Source organism: Cryobacterium sp. PAMC25264 (genome assembly GCF_019443325.1).
Classification (GTDB): domain Bacteria; phylum Actinomycetota; class Actinomycetes; order Actinomycetales; family Microbacteriaceae; genus Cryobacterium.
Genome location: NZ_CP080383.1, coordinates 2,886,692 through 2,912,080, shown reverse-complemented (window position 1 = coordinate 2,912,080; position 25,389 = coordinate 2,886,692). Strand labels below are relative to the sequence as shown.

19 protein-coding genes, 1 tRNA gene and 2 pseudogenes are annotated in these 25,389 nt (G+C 67.0%); 9 read left to right on the top strand and 13 right to left on the bottom strand.

The features are described 5' to 3' along the window. The first annotated feature begins 36 nt into the window (after nt 1-36). From KY500_RS13555 to KY500_RS13545, 3 genes are all read left to right on the top strand, one after another. A complete protein-coding gene (locus tag KY500_RS13555; protein WP_219900988.1) occupies nt 37-2,547 on the top strand; it encodes a bifunctional UDP-sugar hydrolase/5'-nucleotidase in 2,511 nt (836 codons plus the stop codon). A 53-nt stretch (nt 2,548-2,600) separates the two neighbouring features. Beyond that, nucleotides 2,601-3,236, top strand: a complete 636-nt coding sequence (locus KY500_RS13550; RefSeq protein ID WP_219900987.1) for a hypothetical protein — start codon at nt 2,601-2,603, stop codon at nt 3,234-3,236. A 102-nt stretch (nt 3,237-3,338) separates the two neighbouring features. Continuing rightward, nucleotides 3,339-3,749 (top strand): dehydrogenase, encoded by a 411-nt coding sequence (locus tag KY500_RS13545; RefSeq protein ID WP_255579339.1) that lies wholly within the window; start codon nt 3,339-3,341, stop codon nt 3,747-3,749. Between the two features lie 48 nt (nt 3,750-3,797). On the opposite strand, the pseudogene radA reads toward KY500_RS13545, so the two are convergent. Both radA and KY500_RS13535 read right to left on the bottom strand, forming a co-directional pair. Beyond that, nucleotides 3,798-5,161, bottom strand: a pseudogene (radA, locus tag KY500_RS13540) (DNA repair protein RadA). 46 nt (nt 5,162-5,207) lie between these two features. Next, entirely contained in the window at nt 5,208-5,990 is a 783-nt protein-coding gene (locus KY500_RS13535) for an SGNH/GDSL hydrolase family protein (protein ID WP_255579338.1), read from the bottom strand. A 76-nt stretch (nt 5,991-6,066) separates the two neighbouring features. Here KY500_RS13535 and KY500_RS13530 point away from each other — a divergent pair. Beyond that, nucleotides 6,067-6,156, top strand: a tRNA-Ser gene (locus KY500_RS13530). Nucleotides 6,157-6,366: 210 nt separating this feature from the next. Then, nucleotides 6,367-6,828 carry an SRPBCC domain-containing protein gene (locus KY500_RS13525; protein WP_219900985.1) on the top strand — a complete coding sequence of 154 codons (462 nt, stop codon included), beginning with the start codon at nt 6,367-6,369 and terminating at the stop codon, nt 6,826-6,828. A 34-nt stretch (nt 6,829-6,862) separates the two neighbouring features. Here the strand turns inward: KY500_RS13525 and KY500_RS13520 are convergent, their stop codons facing one another. Further along, the gene (locus KY500_RS13520; protein WP_219900984.1) at nt 6,863-8,368 is read right to left on the bottom strand and encodes a serine hydrolase; all 1,506 of its coding nucleotides are present in this window, start codon (nt 8,366-8,368) and stop codon (nt 6,863-6,865) included. Nucleotides 8,369-8,567: 199 nt separating this feature from the next. On the opposite strand from KY500_RS13520, the gene KY500_RS13515 reads away from it, so the two are divergent. The 3 genes from KY500_RS13515 (at nt 8,568) to KY500_RS13505 (ending at nt 13,008) form a co-directional block, all read left to right on the top strand. Further along, nucleotides 8,568-9,389, top strand: coding sequence for a PRD domain-containing protein (locus KY500_RS13515; RefSeq protein WP_219900983.1), 822 nt, complete (start codon nt 8,568-8,570; stop codon nt 9,387-9,389). A 119-nt stretch (nt 9,390-9,508) separates the two neighbouring features. Further along, nucleotides 9,509-11,437: a beta-glucoside-specific PTS transporter subunit IIABC gene (locus KY500_RS13510; RefSeq protein ID WP_219900982.1), complete on the top strand. Its 1,929-nt coding sequence runs from the start codon at nt 9,509-9,511 to the stop codon at nt 11,435-11,437. Next, entirely contained in the window at nt 11,434-13,008 is a 1,575-nt protein-coding gene (locus KY500_RS13505; protein WP_219900981.1) for a glycoside hydrolase family 1 protein, read from the top strand. The genes KY500_RS13510 and KY500_RS13505 overlap by 4 nt, the downstream gene beginning before the upstream one ends. A gap of 458 nt (nt 13,009-13,466) precedes the next feature. Here KY500_RS13505 and KY500_RS13500 read toward each other — a convergent pair whose 3' ends face one another. From KY500_RS13500 to KY500_RS13455, 10 genes and pseudogenes are all read right to left on the bottom strand, one after another. Next, nucleotides 13,467-14,666, bottom strand: a complete 1,200-nt coding sequence (locus KY500_RS13500) for an N-acetylglucosamine-6-phosphate deacetylase (RefSeq protein ID WP_219900980.1) — start codon at nt 14,664-14,666, stop codon at nt 13,467-13,469. Continuing rightward, nucleotides 14,663-15,637, bottom strand: a complete 975-nt coding sequence (locus KY500_RS13495) for a DUF4862 family protein (protein ID WP_219900979.1) — start codon at nt 15,635-15,637, stop codon at nt 14,663-14,665. The genes KY500_RS13500 and KY500_RS13495 overlap by 4 nt, the downstream gene beginning before the upstream one ends. Next, nucleotides 15,634-16,413: a glucosamine-6-phosphate deaminase gene (gene nagB, locus KY500_RS13490; protein WP_219900978.1), complete on the bottom strand. Its 780-nt coding sequence runs from the start codon at nt 16,411-16,413 to the stop codon at nt 15,634-15,636. The genes KY500_RS13495 and nagB overlap by 4 nt, the downstream gene beginning before the upstream one ends. Continuing rightward, nucleotides 16,413-17,117 (bottom strand): N-acetylmannosamine-6-phosphate 2-epimerase, encoded by a 705-nt coding sequence (locus tag KY500_RS13485; protein ID WP_219900977.1) that lies wholly within the window; start codon nt 17,115-17,117, stop codon nt 16,413-16,415. Before KY500_RS13485 ends, nagB begins: the two co-directional genes overlap by 1 nt. Next, nucleotides 17,114-18,064 carry an ROK family protein gene (locus KY500_RS13480; RefSeq protein WP_255579944.1) on the bottom strand — a complete coding sequence of 317 codons (951 nt, stop codon included), beginning with the start codon at nt 18,062-18,064 and terminating at the stop codon, nt 17,114-17,116. Before KY500_RS13480 ends, KY500_RS13485 begins: the two co-directional genes overlap by 4 nt. Then, complete coding sequence (locus tag KY500_RS13475; RefSeq protein ID WP_066597903.1) at nt 18,064-19,008, bottom strand: dihydrodipicolinate synthase family protein; 945 nt, start codon at nt 19,006-19,008, stop codon at nt 18,064-18,066. Before KY500_RS13475 ends, KY500_RS13480 begins: the two co-directional genes overlap by 1 nt. A 26-nt stretch (nt 19,009-19,034) precedes the next feature. Next, entirely contained in the window at nt 19,035-19,841 is an 807-nt protein-coding gene (locus tag KY500_RS13470; protein ID WP_219900975.1) for an ABC transporter ATP-binding protein, read from the bottom strand. Continuing rightward, nucleotides 19,838-21,901, bottom strand: coding sequence for a dipeptide/oligopeptide/nickel ABC transporter permease/ATP-binding protein (locus tag KY500_RS13465; RefSeq protein WP_219900974.1), 2,064 nt, complete (start codon nt 21,899-21,901; stop codon nt 19,838-19,840). The genes KY500_RS13470 and KY500_RS13465 overlap by 4 nt, the downstream gene beginning before the upstream one ends. A gap of 4 nt (nt 21,902-21,905) precedes the next feature. Beyond that, a pseudogene (locus KY500_RS13460) lies at nt 21,906-22,810 on the bottom strand (ABC transporter permease). A gap of 130 nt (nt 22,811-22,940) precedes the next feature. Next, nucleotides 22,941-24,338 (bottom strand): ABC transporter substrate-binding protein, encoded by a 1,398-nt coding sequence (locus tag KY500_RS13455; protein WP_219900973.1) that lies wholly within the window; start codon nt 24,336-24,338, stop codon nt 22,941-22,943. A gap of 329 nt (nt 24,339-24,667) precedes the next feature. Here KY500_RS13455 and KY500_RS13450 point away from each other — a divergent pair, with 329 nt between their 5' ends. Then, nucleotides 24,668-25,381: a FadR/GntR family transcriptional regulator gene (locus tag KY500_RS13450; protein ID WP_245976969.1), complete on the top strand. Its 714-nt coding sequence runs from the start codon at nt 24,668-24,670 to the stop codon at nt 25,379-25,381. The last annotated feature ends 8 nt before the right edge of the window (nt 25,382-25,389 follow it).

Here is a 25,389-nt window from a genome sequence, read left to right as displayed (position 1 = left end):
CACCCCGTCATCACAGGTCGACTTTCGAGGAGAACAATGTCGCACAATCCGTCCCGCCCGCTTCGGCTGGCCTTCGCCGCAGTGATCGGAGCGTGCCTCGTGGCCGCTCCCGTCGTGGCGGTGCCCGCATTCGCCGCACCGGAAGGCGCGGTGCAGCTGAACCTGCTGAACATCAACGACTTCCACGGACGCATCGACGCGAACACCGTGAAGTTCGCCGGAACCGTCGAGACGCTGCGCGCCCAGCACCCCGACAGCACCCTGTTCCTCTCGGACGGTGACAACATCGGCGCCTCGCTGTACGCCTCCGCGTCGCAGAAGGACACACCGACTCTCGATGTGCTCAACGCCCTCGAGCTGTCGGCCTCCGCGGTCGGCAACCACGAGTTCGACCAGGGCTTCGCCGACCTCACCGGACGGGTCTCCGACGAGGCCGACTTCGACTACCTCGGAGCGAACGTCTACCTCGCCGGCACCGAGACCCCCGCCCTGCAGGAATACACGATCAAGGACGTGCAGGGCGTGAAGGTCGCCATCATCGGCACCGTCACCGAGGAGACCCCCACCCTGGTGTCGCCCAACAGCATCTCGACCCTGAGCTTCGGCGACCCCGTCGCCGCGGTCAACCGGGTCGCCGCGCAGCTCACCGACGGCAACGCCGAGAACGGCGAGGCCGACGTCATCATCGCCGAGTACCACGAGGGCGCCGGATCCGGCACTGTCGAGAACGCCACCCTCGAGCAGGAGCTCGCCCTCACCGACAGCGCGTTCGCGAAGATCGTGACGCAGACCGCACCCGAGGTCGACGCCATCTTCACCGGCCACACGCACAAGCAGTACGCCTGGAACGCCCAGGTGCCCGGCGCCACGGCGGGCGTGACCCGCCCGGTGCTGCAGACCGGCAGCTACGGCGAGAACATCGGCCAGGTCGTGCTCAGCTATGACCCCGCCACCCAGAGCACCAGCACGGTGACCAACCAGAACGTCAAGCGCAGCACCACCGCCGACGCCGACCTGGTCAGCGCCTTCCCCCGCGTCGCCACGGTCAAGTCCATCACGGATGCCGCGCTCGCCCAGGCGGCCGTCACCGGCAGCGTCGCGGTCGGCTCGATCACCGCGCCGATCACCCGCGCCTCCATCGGCGGTGCCACCCCGGTGGTCGAGGACCGGTCCGCTCCGTCGACGCTCGGCACCCTGGTGGCCAACTCGCTGCGCGCCTCCCTGTCCGACCCGGCCAAGGGCGGCGCCGAGATCGGCATTGTGAACCCCGGCGGCATGCGCGCCGAGCTCTCCACCACCCCGGACTCGTCGGTCAGCTTCGCCGAGGCCAACGCGGTGCTGCCGTTCCTGAACAACCTGTGGACCACCACCCTCACCGGCGCGCAGTTCAAGACGGCTCTCGAGCAGCAGTGGCAGCGTGACGACAAGGGCGCCGTGCCCAGCCGCGCGTACCTCCAGCTCGGCCTCTCCGACAACGTGAACTACACGTTCGACGCGACCCGCCCCGAAGGCGACCGCATCACCGGCATCTGGATCGACGGCGAGCCCATCGACGTCGCCCGCGGCTACCGGATCGGCTCGTTCAACTTCCTGCTCACCGGCGGCGACAACTTCCGGATCTTCTCGCAGGGCACCGGAACCCGGGACTCCGGGCTGGTCGACCGGGACGCCTGGATCTCTTACATCACCGCCAACAGCCCGCTCTCGCCGTCGTTCGCGGCCCGCCAGGCCTCCGTCACCGGAGTGCTGACCACGGCCGTCAAGCCCGGCGACAGCGTCAGCTTCTCCGTGTCGCAGCTCAACCTCACCTCCACCGGAGCGCCGAAGAACACCCAACTCGCGGTGGCCTGGGGTGGCAGCAGCACGACGTTCGCTCCCGCAGCCGTTGACGCCAACGGTGCCGCCACCGTCACCGTCACGGTTCCGGCCGACGCCGCAGCCAGCAGCGTCCTCACCCTGACAGCCAAGGAATCCGGCACCGTCGTGCGGGTGCCCCTGGCGGTCACCGCAGCGGTACCGACCCCGACGCCCGCTCCGACGCCCGCCCCGACGCCCGCCCCGACGACGGAGCCGACCCCGCTGCCGACGACGGGACCGTCGGCACCCGCCACCGCGCCCACGGCCGCGGCCGAGTCCGCGTTGACGGCCGCCCTGAAGGGCACCATCACGCTGTCCGACTCCACCGTGGCGCCCGGCGACAAGATCACCGTCACCGTGGGCACCTCCTTCGCCGGTCAGTACGTCTCCGCCTGGGTGCGGTCCACGCCGGTCAACCTGGGTGGTTGGAAGCAGGTCAGCGCCGTGGGAACCATCACGGCGGTCCTGCCCACCGACCTGGCCGCTGGCACGCACCGGATCATCGTGCAGGACGCCTCCGGCGCCGTGATCGGCTGGGCCGAGATCACGGTCTCGGCCGCTGGTGCCACCGCGACGGGCCTGGCGAACACCGGGCTTGAGGCCGGCCCCTGGCTGGCCGGCGGCCTGCTGATGCTCGTGCTCGGTGGGGTCCTGCTGCAGCGTCGTCGTCGGGTTTCGATGGAATCGTAACCGACACGCAAGGCATTACCGGCGGCGCCGGTAGACCTCGCTAGCCTGGAACCATGTCGACGACCAAGCACCCCGTCGGCCCCCAGGCCAGTGCCGTCTACCGGCGCCGTCGTCTTGTAGTGGGCCTTGGCCTGCTCGCTGTGCTGCTCATCATCGTGCTGATCTTCGTGTGGCCCGGCAGTGGCGGCGACCCGGCCGCCACCCCGGGCCCGGCGGCCACCGGTGCCTCGACCGACCCGCCCGCCGGCACCGACCCTGCCGCCGAGACGCCCGCCGCCGGTGCCGCATGTGACCCGGCGGCGCTCGTCGTCGAGGCCATCACCGATCAGGGGTCCTACGACCCGGGCGACGAGCCGCAACTCTCCCTGAGCGTCACTAACACCGGCAGCACGTCGTGCACCCTCAACGCCGGCACCTCCACCCAGGTGTTCACCATCACCAGCGGCGCGGATGTGTACTGGACCTCCACCGACTGCCAGACCGACCCGTCCGACGCCGAGGTCACGCTCGAGCCCGGCGTCGCGGTGAGCACCAAGACCCCGGTCACCTGGGACCGCACCCGGTCGAGCCCGGAGACCTGCGAGATCACCGACCGGGAGCCCGTCCCCGGTGAAGGGGCCTCCTACTATCTCTCGGTGAGTGTGGGCGGGGTCACCTCCGCCAGCCCCACCCAGTTCCTGCTCAACTGAGCCCGGCCTGAGGTACCCACGCGCCGCATCCGCCCGCCGCGTTCGCTGCCGGCTGAGTCGTGAGGTGGGCCCTGCTCGGGCGTGGATGATTGAATGGAACACGTGACAGACGCAACCCCGGACACCCGCTCAGAAGCACTCGCCACCGCCCTGGCCGCGCAGGATGTGGCCGCTGTGGCCTACGCCCTGCGCAACGACGTGGTGATCGTGCCGCAACTCGTGGTCAACGGCACCGCCGAGCAGGTGCGGGTCTTCGGCCGTGAGGGTAGCGACAAACGGATGCTGCTGCTCTTCTCCTCCGGCGCGAACTACGCCCAGATGATCCCCGACGAGGTGAACCCGCAGGTGATGGTGGGCGACGCGCAATGGCTGCGCGAGTTCCTCACCGTGCACAGCGCCACTCTCGAGATGGTGTTCTTCGATATCGCCGGCCCGCATGTGATGCAGGCGGCGCCGGCCGACCTGCTCAAGGCGCTCGGGCCGATCGGCGACGAGGGCGGCCCGACGGCCTGAGCCCGCCCCCTCAGTCGCGGCCTGGCACCGAGCATCGCCCGGCGGGCCCTAGCCGAACGCCTTGTCGAGCTCGGCGTCGCGCCGGGAGAGCCCCGTGCCGAGCGCCCGGAGCACGGCCGTCTGAACAGTGCTGCTGGAGGCGTCGATGCGGGTGGTGAAGCCCAACCGGGCGGCCTCGGTGGCGCGTTGCTTGGCGGCCGAGACGGGCCGGATCTCACCGGCCAGGCTGATCTCGCCGAACGCGACCACGTTGTGGGCAATGGGTTCGTCTTTGAGCGCGGACGCGACCGCGATCGCAATGGCCAGGTCAGCGGCGGGTTCCACCAGCCGCACCCCGCCCACCGTCGACACGTAGACGTCCTTCTTCGACAGCGGGTAGCCCACCCGCTTCTCCAGCACCGCGAGCAGCATGGCCACCCGGGACCCGTCCACGCCATTGGTGACCCGGCGAGGGTTGGGCATGGCGGTGTCGATCACGAGCGCCTGCACCTCCACGGGCAGCGCCCGGCGGCCTTCCATCGCCACCGTCACGCAGGTGCCGGAGACCGCGGTTGTGCCGCGGCTGAGGAACAGCCCGCTCGGGTCGGCGACCTCGCTGATACCGTCTCCGGTCATCTCGAAACAGCCCACTTCGTCGGTGGAGCCGAATCGGTTCTTCAGCGCCCGCACGAAGCGCAACGCCGTGTGTCGATCGCCCTCGAACTGGCACACCACGTCGACGAGGTGCTCGAGCAGCCGGGGCCGGCGATGGTGCCGTCCTTGGTCACGTGCCCCACCAGGAGCACCGGCAGGTTGCGGTCTTTGGCGAGCCGGATCAGCGTGGACGCCACCTCGCGCACCTGCCCGGGCTGGCCGGCCTGGCCGTCGTTGAGCGCGCTGGAGACGGTCTGTACCGAGTCGATGATCACCAGGTCGGGCTTGACCGCGTCGATCTGGCCGAGGATGGTGGCCAGGTCGGTTTCGGCGGCGATGTAGAGTTCGGGCTGTAGCGCCCCGGTGCGTTCGGCGCGCAGGCGTACCTGCGCCACCGACTCCTCGGCGCTCACGTAGAGCACCCGGGACTTCGCGATCGCGGCCTTGGACGCCACCTCGAGCAGCAGCGTGGACTTGCCCACCCCGGGCTCGCCGCTGAGCAGGATCACCGAGCCGGGCACGATGCCGCCGCCGAGCACGCGGTCGAACTCGTCGATGCCGGTGGGCCAGTGCGCCACCGCCGTCGTGTCGACGTGAGTGATCGGCCGGGCGACGCCGGGTCCGCTCACGACCGACGGGGTGACCGAGCGGCTGATGCCGGTCTTCTCCGCAGTTTCCACCACAGTGCCCCACTGCTGGCATTCGCCGCAGCGGCCCGCCCATTTCAGCGTGGTCCAGCCACATTCGGTGCACCGGAAGTTGGAGACAGGTTTGGCCATGTCAGCGAGCCTAGCTGCGGCCGCCGACAGTCCCGGTTCGGCCGGCCTAGTCGGCCAGCGCAGTCTGGGGAACCCGGCGGGACGCCACGGCGCTCACGTCGGGGAGGAACGCCTCCGCCCAGACGCGGTAACCGCGGTCATTGGGGTGGAAGAAATCGTTGGCGACCTGGGTGAACACGCTGCGCCAGCCCTCACGGTGGGTTGTCGCGTGCAGCGGCACCACGGTGAGGCCGCGCTCGGCGGCCACGTCGCGCACGATCCGGTTGGCCGTCGCCACCTTGCGCTCGTTGTGTGGCAGGTGGAAGCACGGCAGGTCGGCCACCAGGGCGTGTGGCGGTAGCGCCGCGAACACCTCCCGGATGCCCGCCTCGAAGCGTGCCGCATCCCACTGGGCGATGTCGTTGGCGCCGATCGCCACGGTCACGAAGTCGGGCTGTAGCTTCGTGAACCGCGGCAGCTGGTCGCGCACGGCCAGGTCCACGGTGGCGCCCGAGACGCTGAGGTTGACCACCCGCAGGCTCTGTCCGGTGGCCAGGCGGATGTGGTCGGCGAGGATCCCCACGTATCCGCGGTTGGGCGCGCTCGCGCCGATGCCCTGCGCGGCGCTGTCTCCGATGGCGACGTAGAGCAGGTCGCCCTTCTCCTTGGCGTGGGTGCGCCACCAGAGCGAGTTGACCGGCAGCGTCTCATTGAGCTCGGCGGCGTTGGCGGCCAGGCGCAGCCGGAACTTGCGGTAGTTGACCATGGCGGCGGCGCCGAGCCCGGCGGTGGCGGCCACGGCGCCCGCGGTGAGGGCAAGGGTGCGGGGAGTGGAGGTGTCGTTTGTCACGGTGGAGAGAGTACCTCCAGGCTCTGACAGTTGCCCGGATTCGCGCCGCACGCGCAACTCAACTACAATCGCTCTCGGTACCGTGTCCGAGCGGCCGAAGGTGCAACTCTCGAAAAGTTGTGTGGGGGAGACTCCACCGTGGGTTCAAATCCCACCGGTACCGCCACGAAAAGCCCCGTCAATCCCAGTGATTACGGGGTTTTTTGCTACCCAGACGCGGCCACTGCCCGCAAGAACCGCAGAGCTGAGCGGGCTCGGGCCGTGAACAGGCACGCAATCATGGGTACGCTCGATGAAGCGCGTTTGCAGAACCAGGTGACGTGCCGCTCGGCGGGCATTGCCCCGTCGCGCTCAGCTCGAACGTGAAGGAATCACCGTGTCTGACCACGCAAGAATCAAGGGCCACACCGTGACCCGCACCGTGCACACCGAGGCCTCGCGGGCGCGCGTCTGGGAGGCGCTGACCGTACCCGAGGTGATGGCCACGTGGTTCGGGGATAGCGTGAGTTTCACCGCGCTCGATGCCGGGGCTACTGGCAGTGTCGAATGGGAGGACTACGGCACCTTCCCGATCGAAATCACCGAGGTTGTCCCCGCGGACTCGTTCGGCTTCCGTTGGTCGGGAATCCCCGCCGACGAGCTCGACGAGTATTCGACGCACGTGCGTTTTAGCCTCGCTGACGCTGGTACCGGAACGGATGTCACGGTGGTCGAATCGGGCTTCGATAAGCTTCCCGGTGGCACCCTCTACCGTCGTGACCGTCTCGAGCAGAACCGAGAGGGCTGGGACGTCGAGCTTGACGAGCTCGTGATCCTCCTCGACGGCGCCGACCAGTAGCTTCACTCCAGCCGGTCGGCCAGCAAACTAGCGTTCATGCAATCAGCGGGCGGTAGTGGCGCACGGTCGGCGAGAGTGCCGTTACGGCCGGCCTCTTCTCGATGTCAAGGCGCTGCACGAGAGCGGGTTGCGTCGGTGTCATTTCGAACCGGCACTCGAGTTCGCCCTCGCGTCCCGGAATTGTGAACGTGAGCTGCGCCGCCGAGACGCACCACGCGAGTCGATCCGCCAGCGGGGGAATCGAACGGGCATCCGCGAGACCTCCCACCTCGGCAAGAGCTTTGACGAGCCGGGTCGCGCGTTCCTCTGCCGGCACATCGCTGAGGAGGTTGGGGCTGAGCTGAGCGTCGATAGCCGTGACATCGCCGGCGCCCACGATGGCCGCATCGATCGCGACGGCCGCTGCAACCGTCGACGGGAGCAGCACGGTTTCGCGGGCCGGCGCATCCTGGTCGGCCAGCGCAGCGCGAAGCATGGCGGCGGCGGCGATGCCGGGTCGCACGCCGTTGGTGTTGGCGAACACGACAACGCCCAGTCCGGAGGCGAGGTGCCAGCGCATGTTCGACGACCAGCCGGGCAGGCCACCCGAGTGCTGGGCGATCGCACCGAACCTCACGTCATGGTCGATGGCGAGCCCGAGCCCATAGCCGGAACCCTCGAGCGTCCGCTCGGCCGGGTGATCCGTGGAGGAGGGGTGGAAGGTGTGCACCCGTTGCATGAGCCGACGCGACGCGCGGCTGAGCACCGTGTCATCGCTGTTGTCCGGATCGAAGGCGCTCGAGAGCCAGCCGCTCCAGCGCGCGATATCAGACACCGTACTGAACAGGCTCGCTGCGCAGCCGCCGATACCCGTGCCCACGACGGGACGATCGAACCAGGTCGTGCCGTCGTCGAAGGTGCCGAAGCCCTGAGCGATGCCCGCTCCCACGCCGTGCTCCGGGTAGTGCGCGATGTCGTAGCGGGTGGCCGACAGACCGAGAGGGTCGAGCAGGGAAGCTGTCGCGAATTCAGCGAAGTTTTGCCCGGAGACGTTCTCAACGACGACACCGAGCAGCCAGAATCCGATGTTGGAGTACTGGTACCCGACACCGGGCAGGTCGGCGAACCGAAGTCCGGCCGCAATGACCGCTAGAAAATCCGCCCGGCTGAGCCCGAGCTCGTGGTCGGCCCATCCGTTGTCTTCTGGCAGACCCGAACAGTTGCTCATCAGCATGTGGAGCGTGACCGGAAGGGGCACACCGGATGCGTCGACAGGATCGGTGAACTGCGGAACGTGGGCTGAAACCAGGTCGTCCAGGCGGAGCAGCCCCCGGTCGCGCAGCGCGAGCACGGCTGCCACCTCGAAACTCTTCGACATCGAGGCGATGCGGTAGACCGTGTCGAGCGCGGGAGCACGGCCGTCGAACTGGAACTCTCCGATCCCGTGGTGGAACAGAACGCCGCTTCGATCAAAGAGCGCGTAGCTGATCGAGGGTGACACCGGGGCGTCGTGGTCGAACCAATGCTCGAGGGAGAAGAGGAGTTCTGCTGAGGGAGTCACGGTGGTCCTTTGCCATTGCGGTTCCCCCAGTCTTCCGCACCGCAGTCGGCCGGCTGTGCGTGTGCTGCCCTGGTTTTCGCACGGGGTACCGTGTTACGATCTTTTCGGCTTGTCACTGCTCCTGCAGGCAACACCAGTGCTGTTCTCGAAGACGACGACAGCTGGAGTGTTCCCGAAGCAGGGTGATGGTGGATAAGCAGTGATCGTCAGGCGAGTACTGAACAACAACGTTGTCGACGGTCTCGACGACTCCTTGCAGGAAGTGATCGTTTTCGGCAAGGGCCTGGGTTTCAAGTCCAAGCCCGGCGAATCGATCGACGAATCGATGATCGAGATCTTCCGGCTGGACGACGCCGCCGCGAGCCGGCACTTCGCGTCCATTGTGGGCTCCATCCCCGCAGATGTGCTTACCGCCACCGCCGACATCGTCACGAGGGCCCGCGAGGAGCTACGGGTGAAGATCAGTGACAGCCTGTACGCCTCGCTGGCCGACCACCTTTCCTTCGCCGTGGCCCGGGTGCGGGACGGCGGCGACTTCACGGTGCCGCTCGCCGTGGAGGTGCGCCGGTTCTACCCCACCGAATACGCCTTCGCCAAGAGCGCTGTGACCGAATTGAACGTGAAGCTCGGCATCGAACTGCCGGCCGACGAGGCGATCAGCATCGCCCTGCACATCATCAACGCCCAAGTGGGCGGCGCCGCCGACAGCGCCACCCGGTTGATGGAGCTCACCCACTCGATCCTCGACATCGTGCGGCTGAACTTCGGCATCGCCTACGACGACGACAGCCCCGCCTATCTCCGCTTCGTCACCCACCTGCGTTTCTTCGCACAGCGAGTGCTGCTCGGCGAGACCGTGCAGCGCGACGATGCCGAACTGCTGCGCATCCTGCGTGAGCAGAAGCCCGCCGCGTTCGCCTGCGTCGACAGGGTCGACGCGTTCGTCATGCGCAGCCACGGTCATGCAATGAGCGCGTCCGAAAAGGTCTACATCGGCCTGCACATCGCCAGCTTCCTGTAGCCGGCGGTCCCCGAACACGGGAGCAACCGCTCCCGCCCATAAAAGAAAACAGAACCGAATCCGAAGCCGCGTCAGGGTCACCGCGTGAAGCTCGGGATTCTTCAATGAAGGAGAACCCCTTGAAGTACGACAAAGATGCCGCGGCGATCATCGCCGCGGTCGGCGGCGAGTCGAACATCGACTCGCTCTACCACTGCGTTACCCGACTGCGCTTCGGCCTGAAGGACAATGCCCTGGCCGATCAGTCAGCGCTCACGGCCATCACTCCGGTGATGGGCGTCAACGACGCGGGCTCGCAGTACCAGGTGATCATCGGCAACGATGTGCCCGACGTCTACCGCGCGATCGTGGCCGACGTGCCCCGCCTGTCGACGGAGGATGCCATTGACGGCGCTGCCACCACGACCGGTGCGAAGCAGAAGCTGCACACCCGCTTCCTCGACTTCATCTCCGGCACTTTCGCCCCGATCCTGCCTGCCATTGCCGGCGCGGGACTGCTCAAGGGCATCCTGGCGCTCAGCAATTCGTTCGGCTGGGTCGATCCGAGCTCACAGACGTTCCTCATCTTCTCGGCCATCGCCGACGCGGTGTTCTTCTTCCTGCCGATCATTGTGGCGGTCTCCGCGGCCCGCAAGCTCGGCGCCAACCCGTACGTCGCGGCGTCTCTCGGCGGGCTGCTGGTCTACCCAGCACTGACGGCGCTGCTCGGCACCGGTGAGGCGGTCAGCCTTCTCGGCATCCCCGTCACGGCTGCCACCTATTCGTACTCGGTCATCCCTGTTCTGCTCGGCGTCTACCTGCTGAGCTGGGTGGAGCGCGGCCTCACCCGCATCATCCCGTCGTTCCTGAAGCTCACCTTCGTGCCGATGTTCTCGCTCGTCATCGTCGCTCCGGTCATGCTGACCCTGCTCGGCCCGCTCGGCACCTTCGTGGGCTCGGGCATCGCCGGCGGCATCAACTGGGCGCTGGACAACGGCGGTGTGCCGGCCGGCTTCGTGATTGGCGCGCTCCTGCCGTTGATCATCATGACCGGCATGCATTACACGCTCGTCCCGTTCATCCTGCAGAACCTCGCCACGCTGGGCTACGACAAGTTCTTGCCGCTCACGTACGTGCAGACCTTCGCCACCGCCGGCGCCGTCTTCGGTGTCTTCCTTCGGGCCAAGAATAAGCAGATCAAGGCGCTGTCGCTCTCCACCACGTTCACCTCGCTGATGGGTGTCACCGAACCCGCCCTCTACGGTCTGGCCCTGCCGCTGCGTCGCCCCCTCATCGCCACGATGGCCGGTGCCGCAGTGGGCGGCGCGATCTCGCTCGGGTTCGGGGTGAAGGCATACGTGCTCGCCGGCAACGGCGGCCTGCCCGGCCTGCCCGGCCTCGTCGGGGAAACCTTCGTCTGGGCGATCGTGGGCATCGTGATCGCCTTCATTGTCTCGGCGGTCGTCTCCACGATCCTCGGCATCGACGAGTCGATCCTGGCCGGCACCGCGGAGAAGACCCCCGCGACGGCACCGATCGCCAAGAAGGCGGATGCGTCCGCTCCCGTCGTCGCGCCCCTCGCGGCCGGCGCGAGCGAGATCGTGTCCGCCCCGCTGAACGGTACCCTCGTGTCGCTCGACGACGTGCCCGACACCACGTTCTCCAAGCGCCTCGTCGGCGACGGCACCGCCATCCGCCCCACCAGCGGCTGGGTGACCTCCCCGGTGAACGGCGTCGTCGCCACCCTGTTCCCCACCAAGCACGCTGTCGCCGTACGCAGCGACTCCGGCGTCGAGGTGCTCATCCACGTCGGCCTGGACACCGTCAACCTCAAGGGTGCGGGCTTCACCGCCCACGTCGCGGTCGGCGACAAGGTTGCCGTCGGCGACCTCCTGCTCGACGTCGACCTCGCCGCCGTCGGCGCCACCCACGACACGCTCAGCGTCGTCGTGATCACCAACTCCGCCAAATACACCGTCGAGCCCGGTACCACCGGACCCGTCCGCGCGGGGGATGCGCTCATCCGCGTCACCCCCGTCGTCGCGGCAACGCGAGGAGCCCACGTATGAGCACCGACACCACGCCCGTGACCGCCACCGACCCGGCACCCGCCGGCACCACCGGCGCGTTTCCCGACGGTTTCCTCTGGGGCGTCGCCTTCGCGGCCAACCAGGTGGAGGGCGGCTTCGACCAGGGCGGTAAGGGCCTCTCTCAGGCCGACGTCATCCCGTATCGCACCGCAGGTGACTACGTCGACATCAGCGCGCTGATGAAGGCGTCGGATGCGACCGTCGCCGCGGCTATCGCGAGCCCCGGCGCGGCCGGCTACCCCAAGCGCAGCGGCAGCGACTTCTTCGACCACTGGGAGGAGGACGTCGACCTCTTCGCCGAGATGGGGTTGAAGGCCCTGCGGATGTCGATCGCCTGGTCGCGTATCTTCCCGAACGGCACCGAGGAGGAACCGAACGAGGAGGGCCTGCTGTTCTTCGAGCGCCTCTTCACCCGGTTGCGTGACAAGGGCATCGAACCGGTCGTGACCATGTCGCACTACGAGATGCCGCTGCGCCTCGTGACCGAGTACGGCGGCTGGACCAGCCGCGAGGTGGTCGGCTTCTTCAAGCGCTATGCGCGTACCATCGTGGGTCGATACGCCGGACTGGTGCGCTACTGGCTCACCTTTAACGAGATCAACACCACCATCATCGAGCCGTACACCGGCGGCGGCATCATCGAGCGGGAGCCCGGTCCCGGTGTCGACCCGCGCCAGGCGGGCTACCAGGCGCTGCACCACCAGTTCGTGGCCAGCGCTCTGGCCACCAAGATCGTGCACGAGCTCGACCCCGCCGCGCAGGTGGGCTGCATGCTCGCCCGCATGTCGCACTACCCGGCATCCAGCGACCCGGCCGACATCGTCAAGGCGCAGTTCGACAACAACATGAACCTGTTCCACACCGATGTGCAGGTGCGTGGCCGGTACTCCGGTACCGTGCGCCGGTTCTGGCGTGACCAGGGCATCACCGTGGAAATGGCGCCCGGCGACGAGGACCTGCTGGCGGCCAACACCGTCGACTTCCTCTCGTTCAGCTACTACATGAGCCTGGTCTCCTCGGTGTCGCCCGAGAAGTACGGCGCCACCGGCGGCAACCTGTTCTCCACCATCAAGAACCCGCACCTGGCCACCACCGAGTGGGGCTGGCACTTCGACCCCGAGGGCCTGCGGTACGTGCTCAACGACCTATGGGACCGCTACCAGGTGCCGCTCTTCATCGTGGAGAACGGCCTGGGCGCCACCGACATACTCGAGGGTTCGGCCCCGGATGCCGCGAACGGTGGCACCGACACCCGTCAGGTGCACGACCCGTACCGGATCGACTACTTCGTGCAGCACCTGCGCCAGGTGCGCGAGGCGATCGCCGACGGTGTCACCCTGCTCGGCTACACGGCATGGGGCGGACTGGACATCATCAGCGCCTCGACGTCGCAGATGACCAAGCGGTACGGCGTGATCTACGTCGACGCCGACGACGCCGGCAACGGTAGCTACGACCGGGTGCGCAAGGACAGCTTCTTCTGGTACCAGAAGCTGGTGGACACCAACGGTGCCGTGCTCGACGAGGCTCAGCCGGTCGCATCCGCCTGACCCGCATGACAGGACGATGACCTCCCGATCTGCGCCGGATCGGGAGGGCATCGTCCTGGGCCAACGGTCACCGAGCCGCCGGCCGGGTATTCGACGCACCAGACCTCGAGTCTCAACTTGAGGGCATGCCGGGCGACGATGTCTGCACCGGCGAACCGGTCCCCGGCGATAAGGCCGCCGCCGTGAAGAAAGATCACACGGGCGACCGCGGGCTCTCCGGGCGCCTGGAAGACGGTTACCGGGACACCGCCCGAGGAGCGCTCGGAGGAGGACAAGCCGCATCGGGCTGCGTTGACCTCGGCGCTCGTGGCTCGTGACTGGGCCTGAAGACGGTACGCCGTCATGGCGCCGGGCACGCCGATAATCCGTCGGCAGAGCATCGCCCAACGAACGGAGGGCCGGTTCGACCTGTCGTGCCAGCGGCACAGAGTTGTTCTCTGACCGTGCCACGGCGGCTTTCATCCGGCCGCGAGCGGACGGTTGTGCGCGACGGCGTCCGCGACGATACGGACACCGTCGCGCCACACGGCACGAGGGACCAGGGCGCTGTCCCAGATCACCAGGTCACCGCGGCAGCCCACCTCGAGACGGCCGAGGTCGTCGCGTTGTATCGCTCGGGCCGGCACGACGGTTGCTGAGGCGATCGCCGCACCGAGCGGAATGCCCCACGACACTACGTTGCGGAGGGCACGGTCCAGGGTCAAGGTTGAACCGGCGAGGACACTGGTGCCGTGCAGAGTGGCGAGCCCATCTCTCACGGTGACCTTCTGGGCGCCGAGCAGGTACTCGCCGTCGGACGCTGCAGCGGCGGCCATCGCGTCGCTGACGAGTGCCACCCTGCCGGGTGCGGCGGCGAAGAGCATCCGGACGATCGTGCGGTCGACGTGACTGCCGTCAGCGATGATCTCGAGGATCATCCGGTCGTCCGCCGCCGCGGCACCGATCGGCCCCGGCACCCGGTGATGCACCGGTGGCATCGCATTGAAAGTGTGAGTCAGAAGGCTGGCTCCGGCATCGATCGCACGGAGCGTGGTGCCCGCGTCAGCGCCGGTGTGCCCAATGGCCGCAACGCTCCCGGCGGCGACAATCTGGCGCACCGCCTCGATACCGCCGGTCAGTTCGGGTGCGAGCGTCACCTGCTGGACCACCCCCGTCGCGAGCAGGCGGGCGAGCTCGTGCGCTTCGGGCGGATGAAGGGCGGCTGGGTCGTGGGCTCCGCAGCGATCACTGTCGATGTATGGACCCTCGAGGTGGGCGCCGAGAATGCCGGGCTGCTCGCCCCGGGCGGCGGCGATCCGGGTCAGCTGAGCCTCAAGGGCACGGGGAGGGGCGCTCACAAGAGAAAGCACGATCCGGGTCACGCCGTGGGCGGCATGAGCGTCGACTGCCTGCAGGATCTCTTCGATGCTGCCGTCAAACGCGAAGGTCGCTCCGCCGTGGTTGTGGATATCCACGAGGCCGGAGGTGATGATCGCACCTGGCCCGCCGATCTGGCTGGCGTCGACCACTTCGTCCCCGTCGGGGGCCCAGCCTTCCATCGTGCCGGTGGCTGTCACGATGCCGTCGCGGATGCGCACCCAACCAGTCGGGTCGTCGCGGATGTCACCGGGGGAGTTGGCGGTGATGAGCCGAGCGGAGTGTACGAGCAGACCGGTCATGCCTTCACCTCACCATCCGTTTGAACGTTGCGGATCGCCGAGAGGTTGCTCTCGACGGTGCGAACGATGTCCGCCGCCGTCCGATCGTGCGGCCGACGGCTGACTTTCACGCCCAGCCACTCCACGTCGGCCGCAGCGCTGAGAGCCGCCCGCACATGAACGTCGTCGAGGAGCGACCCGGATGCCGGGTCGGCGCTGAGGACGGGAAGATGCGCGTCACTCCAAGCGTGGCCATAGGGACCGTCGGCGGCACTCGCCCCCGAGAACGTGAGCCCCGTCAGGAGCCCGGAGCCCGCAACTGCGGCGATCTGTGAGGTGACGGAGTCTGCGCTGCGCAGTTCAATGGCCGAGCGCCCCCAGTTCACCCACATGCCGATGGACGCGCCCGACTGGGCGGCCAGGGCGATCTCGTCGGCGACCGGGAGGAAGCCCTTCTCGAACGGGTGGTCCGGCATGACAGCGTCGCAGTGCTCGATGACGAGCTGAGCCCCATTCCAGTCGAGGTCGGTGAGTTCGGCGAGCGACTCGGCAAGAGCTGCAGAGTCTGCGCCCCCGGCGGGGGCGGTGTGCAGGCTGACCACGGCCACCTCGGCCTCAGACTGCTCGGTGAGCATCCGCACGTCGGCGGCCAGGCGCCGCAGGTCGGCGAGCGCTGCCGTCCTGCCCGCACGATCCGGAGACGCGATCCCATAGTGAGGGGCTTCTCGGCATCGCTTCATGACAAACGGCAATGCGGTCAGAGACAACTGCGCGCCGGCAGGAACATTGTGCAGGAACCACGCACTGTCGTGCGGGTGAATGGCACCCAGCCAGGGTATTTCAAGCCCGACCACATCGGGCAGCGCGCACAATCCCCGAAGCAGCTCCCCCTCGAGGACGGGATCCCAACTGCCGTGGGCGGGCGAGGCGGCATAAGCGCTGACGAGCGCTCCCCGAGGTGCCAGGGGCTCGGCCGGCGGCTCGTACCTCATCGGATCACACTGTCTCGGTGAGCGTACGTGGAGCGGTAGTAGTCCGCCAGTTCCAGCTGCGCGGCCGCCTCGTCGTCGACGAACACGGTGACATGCGGGTGATGCTGGAGGATTGTGGCCGGCCAGAGCGCCGACACGGCGCCCTCGACGAGCTGTCGCACCGCTTCAGCCTTTCCGGCGCCCGTCGCGACCAGCACGACGTGACGGGCTTCCATGATCGTTCCGAGCCCCTGGGTGAGGCAATGCACGGGAACCGCATCGACGTTGCCGTCGAAGAACCGCGCGTTGTCGAGGCGAGTTTGGTCTGTGAGGGTCTTCACCCGCGTGCGCGAAGTGAACGACGAGGCAGGCTCGTTGAAGGCGATATGACCGTCGGTGCCGATCCCCAGAATTTGCAGGTCGACACCGCCCGCCTCCCGCATCGCGCTCTCGAAGGAGGCGCAGGCGGCAGGCAGATCGGCTGCGCCGCCGTTCGGGCCCTGCACGGCGTCTGTGGGCAGATCGACTCGGGAGACGAAGTCCTGCTCGATCACCGTGCGGTAGGAACAGGGGTGCCCCTCAGTCAGGCCCACGTATTCATCCAACGTGAACGCACGGGCCCGGGCCAGTGAGATCGTGCCCTCGGCGACCCGGTCGGCCACAGCGTCGTGGATGCGCAGGGGGCTCGACCCGGTGGCGAGCCCCAATACCGCGTCAGGCTTGCGTGCCATGAGCGCAGCGATTTCGTCGGCAACGAGGTCGCCGATCCGGTCTTCCCGGACGATGATTACTTCCACTAGCTGACTCTCCCTGATGTGGTCGCCAATGCTTCAACGAACCACGACGTGATCGTGGTTGGATGCGTGATCGCGGTACCCACACACACGGCATGGGCGCCCGCTCGACGTGCCGCTTCGGCGTCGGCCGGTGTATGGATTCGCCCCTCCGCGACGACAGGCTGGACGCAACGCGTGGCGATGCTCCGGATGAGATCAAGGTCGGGCCCTGATGTCTTATTGCGCTCACCGGTGTAGCCGGAGAGGGTCGTGCCGAGGATGTCTGCGCCCGCTTGCTCGGCAGCGATCGCGTCGTCGAGGGAACCGCAATCGGCCATCACGAGGACGTCCGGATGTGTTGCCCGCAGCCCCGCGACGGTTTGGGCCAGCGTGAGCCCGTCCGGGCGGGGCCGACGTGTGCCGTCGATCGCGACGATGCTCGCCCCGGCATCCGCGACGGCACGGGCATGCTCGAGCGTCGGGGTGATGAAGACGCCGGAGCCACCGTCCTTGACGAGCCCGACGATCGGAACGGTGATGTCGGCGGCAGCCCGGATGTCGGCGATGCCCTGCAGCCGCACTGAGACGGCACCGCCGAGCACGGCCGCGCGGGCGATCTGTGCCATCGTCTTGGGGTCGCGCATGGGCTCGCCCGGGTAGGCCTGGCAGGAGACGATCAGCCCACCGGTGAGAAGGCCGATAATGCTCTCGGCACGCGTCGTCATGACTCTCCCCTCACAGCGGCCCACGCGGATGCGGCAGCTCCGCGCAACGGAGCGTCGCCGCCGAGGGTGCCGGCGACGAGCGGCACCCCTTGGAGCGCGTCGATCACTTCGGCGTGGAACGCGGCGTCCATGGCACTCCACCAGGCGTCGCCGATCGTGGGCACACTGCCGGTGATAACCACGCGCTCGGGATCGAGGACGGTCACCACCGCTGCGATCGCACGTCCCACGGCCGCAGCGGAATCGCGCACGGCGCGGGCTGCGAGAACATCCCCGGTTGCGGCCCGGCCGCCCACACCCCGCGCATCCGTTTCGGCGGGATCTCCGCCGAGCCAGAGGTAGTGCCGGTACAGGCCCAGACCTGACCCGATCGCTTCGAGATGACCGGACCGCCCGCACGTGCACCTCAGGTGTTCGGCGCCGGGAGTGGGGACGTGCGCAATCTCTCCGGCGACGTGGCGCGCCCCCCGGAGTGCGCGACCGCCGAGAATCACACCGGCGCCGACACCGGTGCCGACCGCCACGACCAGCACACTGTCGGCGCCGAGTGCTGCGCCGTGGCGAATCTCGCCTGCGGCGTGAGCGTCGACGTCGTTCTGCACATGGACAACCGCGTTGACCGGCAGTCGGGTGCCCATGCCCCTGCGCACAGCGTCGGCGAGCGGGGTGCCGGCCCAGCCGGCAAGAGTGTCGGTCGAGGACACGATCGATCCCGAGCGCACGTCGACGACTCCGGCGGTACCGATGCCGACACCACGGAGAATCGCTTGGGGCATCCGGTCGAGCAGCTCGGTGGCCAGGTTCACAACCGTGCTGACGACGGCGCCCGGTCCTGCCGAGCCCGGTGTCGGCCGTGTGGCCCGGCTGAGGATGGTGTCGTCAGAGTCGACGAGGGCGACGGCGGTCTTCGTGCCTCCGATGTCGACGGCGAGCATGACGTCGTTCATCACACCGGCAACAGGTCGTGGTCCGCGAGAATCGCGCGGATCTTCGTCACCGCGGCGTCGTCAAGAGCTTCGACACCGGTCGCCACGGTGGCGTGATCGATCAGACCGCGCGCGAGCATCGCTGCCTTGAAGGCGCCGACGCCTGTCGCATCGCCGGACAGGCCCGAGGGCTGGAAGACGACCTCGAACAGTCGGTTGATGCGGACCTGCTCTGCCCGCGTGGTGTCCCAATCTCCGAGAGCGGCGGCCTCCCACAACCGCACGTATCCCTCGGCCTCGACGTTCGCGAAGCCGGGAACTACTCCGTCGGCGCCGGCAAGGAGCATCGCGTCGACGACCATTTCGTGCCCGGTGAGAACCTGCAGCGGATGCCCCGCGGCCTCGTTCGCAGCCAGAAGGCGACGGAACCCGACGTCATCGCCGGATGAGTCCTTCACGCCGTGCAGAACTCCCTCAGTGGCCAGCTCCATGAGGAGGTCCAGGTTGAGTTTCGAATGGACGCGCACGGGAACGTCGTACGCCCACAGCGGCGCGTCGATGGCGGCCGCGATGGTGCGGAAATGTGCGGCGACCTCGGCGGTCGAATTCAACGTGTACAGCGGCGCGGTGGTGACGATCGCATCGACCCCGACCTTGATGAGCTGGCGGGCGACCTCGATCACGCGCACGGCCGTCAGTTCTATGGCCCCGGCGATGATCGGCACGCGCCCTGCCGTGGTGTTGACGATGGTGCGGGCGATCTCCACTCGTTGTGCATTGGTGAAGTACGCGGTCTCGCCGGTGGAACCCAGCGCGAAGAGGCCAGCGCAACCGGCGCCGATCAGGTAGTCGACGAGGCGGGCGAGGGACGCGTGGTCGATAGTCCCGTCCGGATGGAGAGGAGTCGCGACAGGGGGGATGATGCCGGCGAAACGGATGGTGGAGGGAGTGGCGAGGGAAGTCATCTGTACGTCCAATTGAGGTTGATGTGTCAGGCGGGTGAATGCGGGTTGAGCAGTGAAGGCGCGGCTCCGAGGAGGCTGCGTGTGTAGGGATCAGCGGGGTCGTTGAAGACGCGGGCAGCGTCCCCGAACTCGACAACACGGCCCCTGTTCATTACAGCGATCTCGTCGGAGAGGTAGCGCACGGTCTGGATATCATGGGAGATGAAGACCATGCCGAGGTTCAGTTCGTTCTTGAGGTCGGTGAGCAGGTTCAGGATCTGTGCTCTCACCGAGACATCGAGGGCCGAGGTGGGCTCGTCCGCCACGATCACCTGCGGGTTGAGAGCCAGTGCGCGCGCGATCGCGACGCGCTGACGCTGACCACCGGAGAGTTGGGCGGGGAGCGCGTCCAAGGCCGACGTCGGGAGGCCGACCAGGCCGATAAGCTCCTTCACCCTGAGTTCGCGGTGCGAGGGCTCGCCGACGTGGTGCACCTGCATCGGATCCAGCAGCGCGTCTCGCACCGTCATCCGGGCGTTCAGGGCGGTCGCCGGGTCTTGAAAGACGACCGACAGGATGCTGCCGAGGCGTCGGCGCACACCGGGAGTGAACGAGGAGACGGCTTCGCCGGCGAACACAACCTGACCCGCCGTCGGCTGCTGCAGACCCACGAGAACTTTCGCGGCGGTGGACTTTCCCGAGCCGGATTCTCCGACGATGCCGAGGGTTTGTCCCCGCCTGACCGTGAGTGAGACACCCGCGAGCGCATCAATATAGCTCTTGGTGAACAGGCCGGACGTGCGGGTCTTGAACCGTACGTGTACGTCCTGAAGCTCGATGATGGGTTGACTCATCGTGTGCCTCCTAGTGGCAGGATCGGCGCGTCCTCGGGATGCGCGGCATAGTAGTGATCCGTCCCGTCGAGACGGCGGCGTACGGGGGTGACCCCGCGGCCTCGTGCCGGGGTGGACGATCGTGGCGCGAAACGGTCGCCGGCCGGAAAGTCTCGCGGCGACGGTACAGTCCCGGGGACCTGGTGGAGGCGATCGGAACCGGATTCGATCGAGAGCACAGCACCGAGCAGCCCGCGAGTGTATTCGTGCAGCGGCTGGGTGAGCAGCTCCCGGGTCGTCGCTTGCTCGACAACCTGGCCCGCGTACATCACGGTGATGCGGTGCGCGAGTTCGGCGACCAAGGCGAGGTCATGGGAGACGAACACCATGGCGAATCCGAGTTCCTCGCGGAGCGAGTTGAGCAGATCGACGACCTGAGCCTGAACTGTCACATCCAGAGCCGTTGTCGGCTCGTCCGCGATGACCAGCCGTGGGTTCCGGGTGAGGGCCATGGCGATGAGCACTCGCTGACGCTGCCCACCGGACAACTCATGCGGATACGACGCCAGAGTGCGTTTCGGCTCGAGGCCGACCAGGTGCAAAAGCTCCTCCGCGCTGCGGGTGCCGCCTCGCGAGGTCAGTTGCTTCATCTGCGAACGGATCAGCATGGCGGGATTGAGCGAGCTCAGAGCATCCTGGTAGATCATCGCGATGTCGTGACCACGGAGCGCGTTGCGCTCCTTGGGCGCCATCTGCAGAAGGTCCTTGCCGTCGAAGAGGATCTGGCCGGTTATCGTCGCCCGCGGGTCGAGCAAACCCATGATGGCGAGGGAGGTGATCGACTTGCCGCACCCGGACTCGCCGACCAATGCCATGGTCTCGCCTGGGCGCACCGTGAAGTTGACGTTGTCAACGACACTGACGTCGCCGTGGCGCGGGAAGGAGATCGACAGGTTTCTGACCTCGAGCAGCGGCGGCACGTCGGTTGTGAACTGCAACCGGTCCGAGCGCCCGAGCTCGATGTCACGAAGGGCGGCGAGCCGCTCTTCCAGTGGGACGGCTGTCGTGGTGGCTTCCAACGTGGGTATGGCGACCGTCACGATGGGTACCTCGGCGCCGTCGGACCTGGTGTCCCCGGTGAGTCCGGCCCCCGAGGCGGCGCCTTCCGACTGGTTGGCTTCGAGCGTGCTCGTCGCCTCGTCGGTCGCGGCGGCTGTGGTGGTGATCTTTCGCGTCTTCTGGGTGAGCATGGCATCGGTCATCCCCTCGGAGAGGATGTTCAGGCACAGCACCGAGAGCATGATGAGCAGGCCGGGGAAGAACGTCGCCCACCACGCACCGCTCATCAGAAGATTCCGACCAGACGCGATCACATTGCCCCAGGAGGGCTCAGGGTCGGGGACGCCGGCCTGAAGGAATGACAGGGACGCTTCGAACACGATCGCGTCGGCGACGAGAACCGTGGCGAACACCAGTACCGGTGCCATTGTGTTGCGGGCGACGTGCTTGACGATGATCCGTGGTGTTGATGCACCCATGACCCGTACGGCAGCGACGTAGTCGTCGCCGTACTGGTCGAGGATGTTGGCGCGCACGATTCGGGTCAGCTGGGGGACGTAGAGAAAGGCGATGGTGAAGATCAGGACCGGAAGTGACTTGCCGAACACGGCGACGAAGACGGCCGCCAAAGCGATTCCGGGAAATGACATGACGACGTCCATCACGCGCATCAGGGTCTCGGCGATCCACTTGGATGCAGTGGCGGCGATTGCGCCGAGTACCGATGCCACCGCGAGGGCGCTCAGCGTCGCGCCGAGGCCGATCGCCAATGAGTACCGGCCGCCGTAGAGGAGCCGCGAGAAGATGTCGCGCCCCTGCCGGTCCGTGCCGAACCAGTGTTCAGCGCTGGGCGCCTGCACCGGCGGGCCGGATGCCAGGGGGTCGAATGGAGCCACCAGCGGTGCGAAGATCGCGGAAAGGGCGATCACAGTGATGATTGCCAGACAGATTCTTGACCCGATGGACAGGCCGGCAAGGCGCAGGCCTGGTACCGAAAGTCGTTCGGCTAGTGTGCGTCGCATGGTCTCAAACCGCCCTAATTCTTGGGTTGATCAGCACGTACAGGAGGTCGACGATGATGTTGATCACGACAAAGGCCAGGGCGACCGCGAGGGTGACCCCCTGCACGAGATTGGGTTCGTTGTTGGTCACGCCGTTGAGGATCAGCGTTCCCATTCCGGGGATGGCGAAGATGACCTCGATCACCACGGCGCCGCCGATGAGATATCCCACGCGGAGTCCGAGCACCGTGACCGGGGTGATCAGAGCATTCCGCAGCACGTTCCGGGCGACCACGATGTGTCGGGGGATGCCGGCGCCGAGCGCGGTCCGCACGTAGTCCCGGTCGAGTTCCTCCACCATGGAGGTGCGGACGACTCGTGACAGCTGACCTGTGACGGGGATGGCAAGCGCGACCGCCGGCAGGGCCATCCGGGCCAACCAGCCGACCGGATCCGAGCTGAAGTCCGGAAGCCGGCCTGAGGCGGGAAGGATCGATAGCTGCAGGGTGAAGAGCTGGATGAGGAGGATGGCGAGCCAGAAGGACGGCGTGGACAGTGACGCGACACCCACGATGCGGATGATCTTGTCTGGCCACCGATCGCGGTAGACGGCTGCGAGGACTCCGAGCGCCAGGGCGAGAACGACAGCGATCACCAGACCGAGGAAGGTGAGGGAGAGTGTGATGGGAAAGGCCCGAGCGACTTCTTCGCTGACGGGGAGGCTCCGAGCGGAGTAGGTCCCCAGGTCGCCGCGCAGCAAACCGGCGAGGAAGTCGCCGTACCGCACGAGCAGTGGGTCATTGAGGCCTTGCGCATCGCGGTAAGACTCCAGAGCATCCGGGACGCGGTTTCTCCGAGTGCGGTGCGTGCCGGGTCGACGGGGGAAAAAGACATCACGAAGAAAACCAGGAATGTGATGCCCAGGATCATGATCGGCAGCTGCAGGAGCCGACGGCCGATGAGGCGGAGGGTGTTGGACACGGACCGCTCCTTCCTAAGAGTGGGGGGCGGGGGAGGTGCGCGCAGATGCGCACCTCCCCCTTGGGCGGGTGGACGACGGTTAGTTTGCGGCGACGCCCACGTCGAGGAAGGACAGCCCGGTGGTGGGGACGGGCTGGAAACCGGTCAGTTCCTGCCCCCTCCACGCGGTGGGGAGCTTGCGGTGGAAGAGCGGGTACAGTACAGCCTGCTCGGAGATCAAATCGAAGGCTTCGTTCCAGGTCTCCTGCTGCGTGCTGCCGTCCTCCTGCACTGCACTGTCGAGCAGGCCGCGTAGTTGGGCGTATTCCTCCGTGTCCGCCCAGTTGGTGCGGGTGTTTGTCCAAACGTTGTCGCCGTACCACCAGTTCATGAGGAGGTCGGGGTCGTTGCCAAACACGGAGGGGTCACCCGGGGCGACCATGACGGTGTAGTCGCCGGAATCGACCTTGGCGTAGGCAGCGGCCGACTGGCCGATGTCCAGGGTCACGTCGACTCCGATGGCGTCCAGGGACTCCTTGATCAGCGGAGCGACTTCTTTGACCCAGCCCGTGTCGGTGGTGAGGAGCGTGATCGAGAGGTCGGACGCGCCGGCCTCGTCGAGCAGTTCTTCGGCCTTGTCGGGGTCATAGGTGTAGACCGTGGACGCCTCGTGGTAGTTCGTGTAGTCCTCGGGAAGGAAGGATGTGGCCGCGGTCGCGTTGCCGAGCATGCCGGTTTCGATGATCTTGTCCATGTCGAGCGCGTAGAAGAACGCCTGGCGCACGCGGGGGTCGTCGAACGGAGCCGCATCCGTATTGAACATCATGAAAAGGAGTCCGAACGATTGGACGCTGTCTACATCGGCCGATGAGGCGAGCTGGTCGACATCGATGTACGGAACGTCCTCCATGGCTTGGATGGTGCCGGAGGACATGGCCGTCACGCGAGCGGCCGCGTCAGCCAGGAGGTTCCAGTTCATGCCGGCCGCGAGCGCGGGGCGCGGGCCGTTGTAGTCGTCGTAGCGTTCGAAGACCATCTTGTCCTCGGGAACCGCGGAGACCAGCGAGTAGGGTCCGGAGCCGATCGGGTTGGCGCCGAAGCCTTCGGGGTCTGCCTCGACGACAGCCTTCGGAACGATTTTGACGATGCCGAGGCGCTCATTGATCAGCGAGAACGGGTAGTCGGTGGTGATTCGAACGGTGTCATCATCGACCGCGGTGACCGAGTTGATGAAATCGATGTACGTCGTGAACAGCGATCCGCTGTCCGGGTTGAGGACCCGCTCGTAGCTGTACACGACATCTTCCGGTGTCACGGGTTCGCCGTTCTGGAAGGTTGCACCTTTTCGGAGGTCGATCTCGAAAGTGGTGTCGTCGACCTTCGTCGGGAGATCCGCAGCGAGCGCCGCGTAGGGCTCCTTGGTGACGGGGTCCAGGTCGACGAGCCCCTCGAAGATGTGCCAGTTGGCGGCGACCGTCACTGCGCCTGAGGCGATCATCGGGTCGAAACTACCGTTCAGGGAATACGAGATTCCGGCTTCGATGATGCCGTTCGGATCGACCTCGGCTGAGGCATTGTCCTCGCTAGGATCGGGGTGGATGCTCCGCAGCCGGCTAACACGATGGCGGTCACGACGGTGCCAGCTACTGCGGCAGCGAGACGACCCATACGACGGCGGGTGGGTATTCGATTCATGAGTTCTCCAAGAGGGACGGGAAAGCATTGCAGGACATCTGACGTCTGATGTACTGTAGACACAAGTTCGGCCCCGACGCAATGGTGGAAACCAAATTGTCACGTCGGGGAAACCGAGGGGACGGAGACTGGATGTCACAGATCGACAAGCACACGTCGCGCATGCGGCGTTCTACCGCGGCCGACGAGATCAAGAAATTGATCCTCACCCGAAATCTCAAGCCGGGTGACCTGCTGCCGACCGAGCCCGAACTCTGCGAGACCCTCGATGTTTCCCGCTCGTCAGTTCGCGAGGCGATCAGAACTCTCGCGACCCTTGACATCGTCGACGTACGCCACGGGCACGGAACCTACGTCGGCGCCATGTCGCTGGACCCCATGGTCGAGGCGCTCGTGTTCCGCGGTGTGTTGTCGCCGGAGGGATCGCTGGCGGCCCTGCGTGAGGTCGTCGACGTGCGGCTCGCCCTGGACCTCGCCATGGCCGACGTCATTGTGAACGGCGCTCTTGAAGCAGACTCGACGGAGCTGGCGGCGCTCGTGGACGAGATGATCGACAAGGCATCCCGAGGCGAAGGGTTTCTAGAGGCCGACCGGGCTTTTCACACAAAGCTGTTCGCCGTGACCGGCAACCGGCTGGCCGTACAGTTGGTCGGCGCCTTCTGGGATATTCACACCGCGGTAATTCCCCAGCTGGGAATCGCCATGCCGGCGGACATCCGACACACCGCCGAAGCACACGGCGATATGCTCGCCGCCGCGCTGCGCGGGGACGTGGAGGGCTATCGAAAAGCGGTGGTCGAGCACTATCGCCCCCTGCAGAAGTCGATCTCCGCCGCGACGGCGTAAGCCCCTCT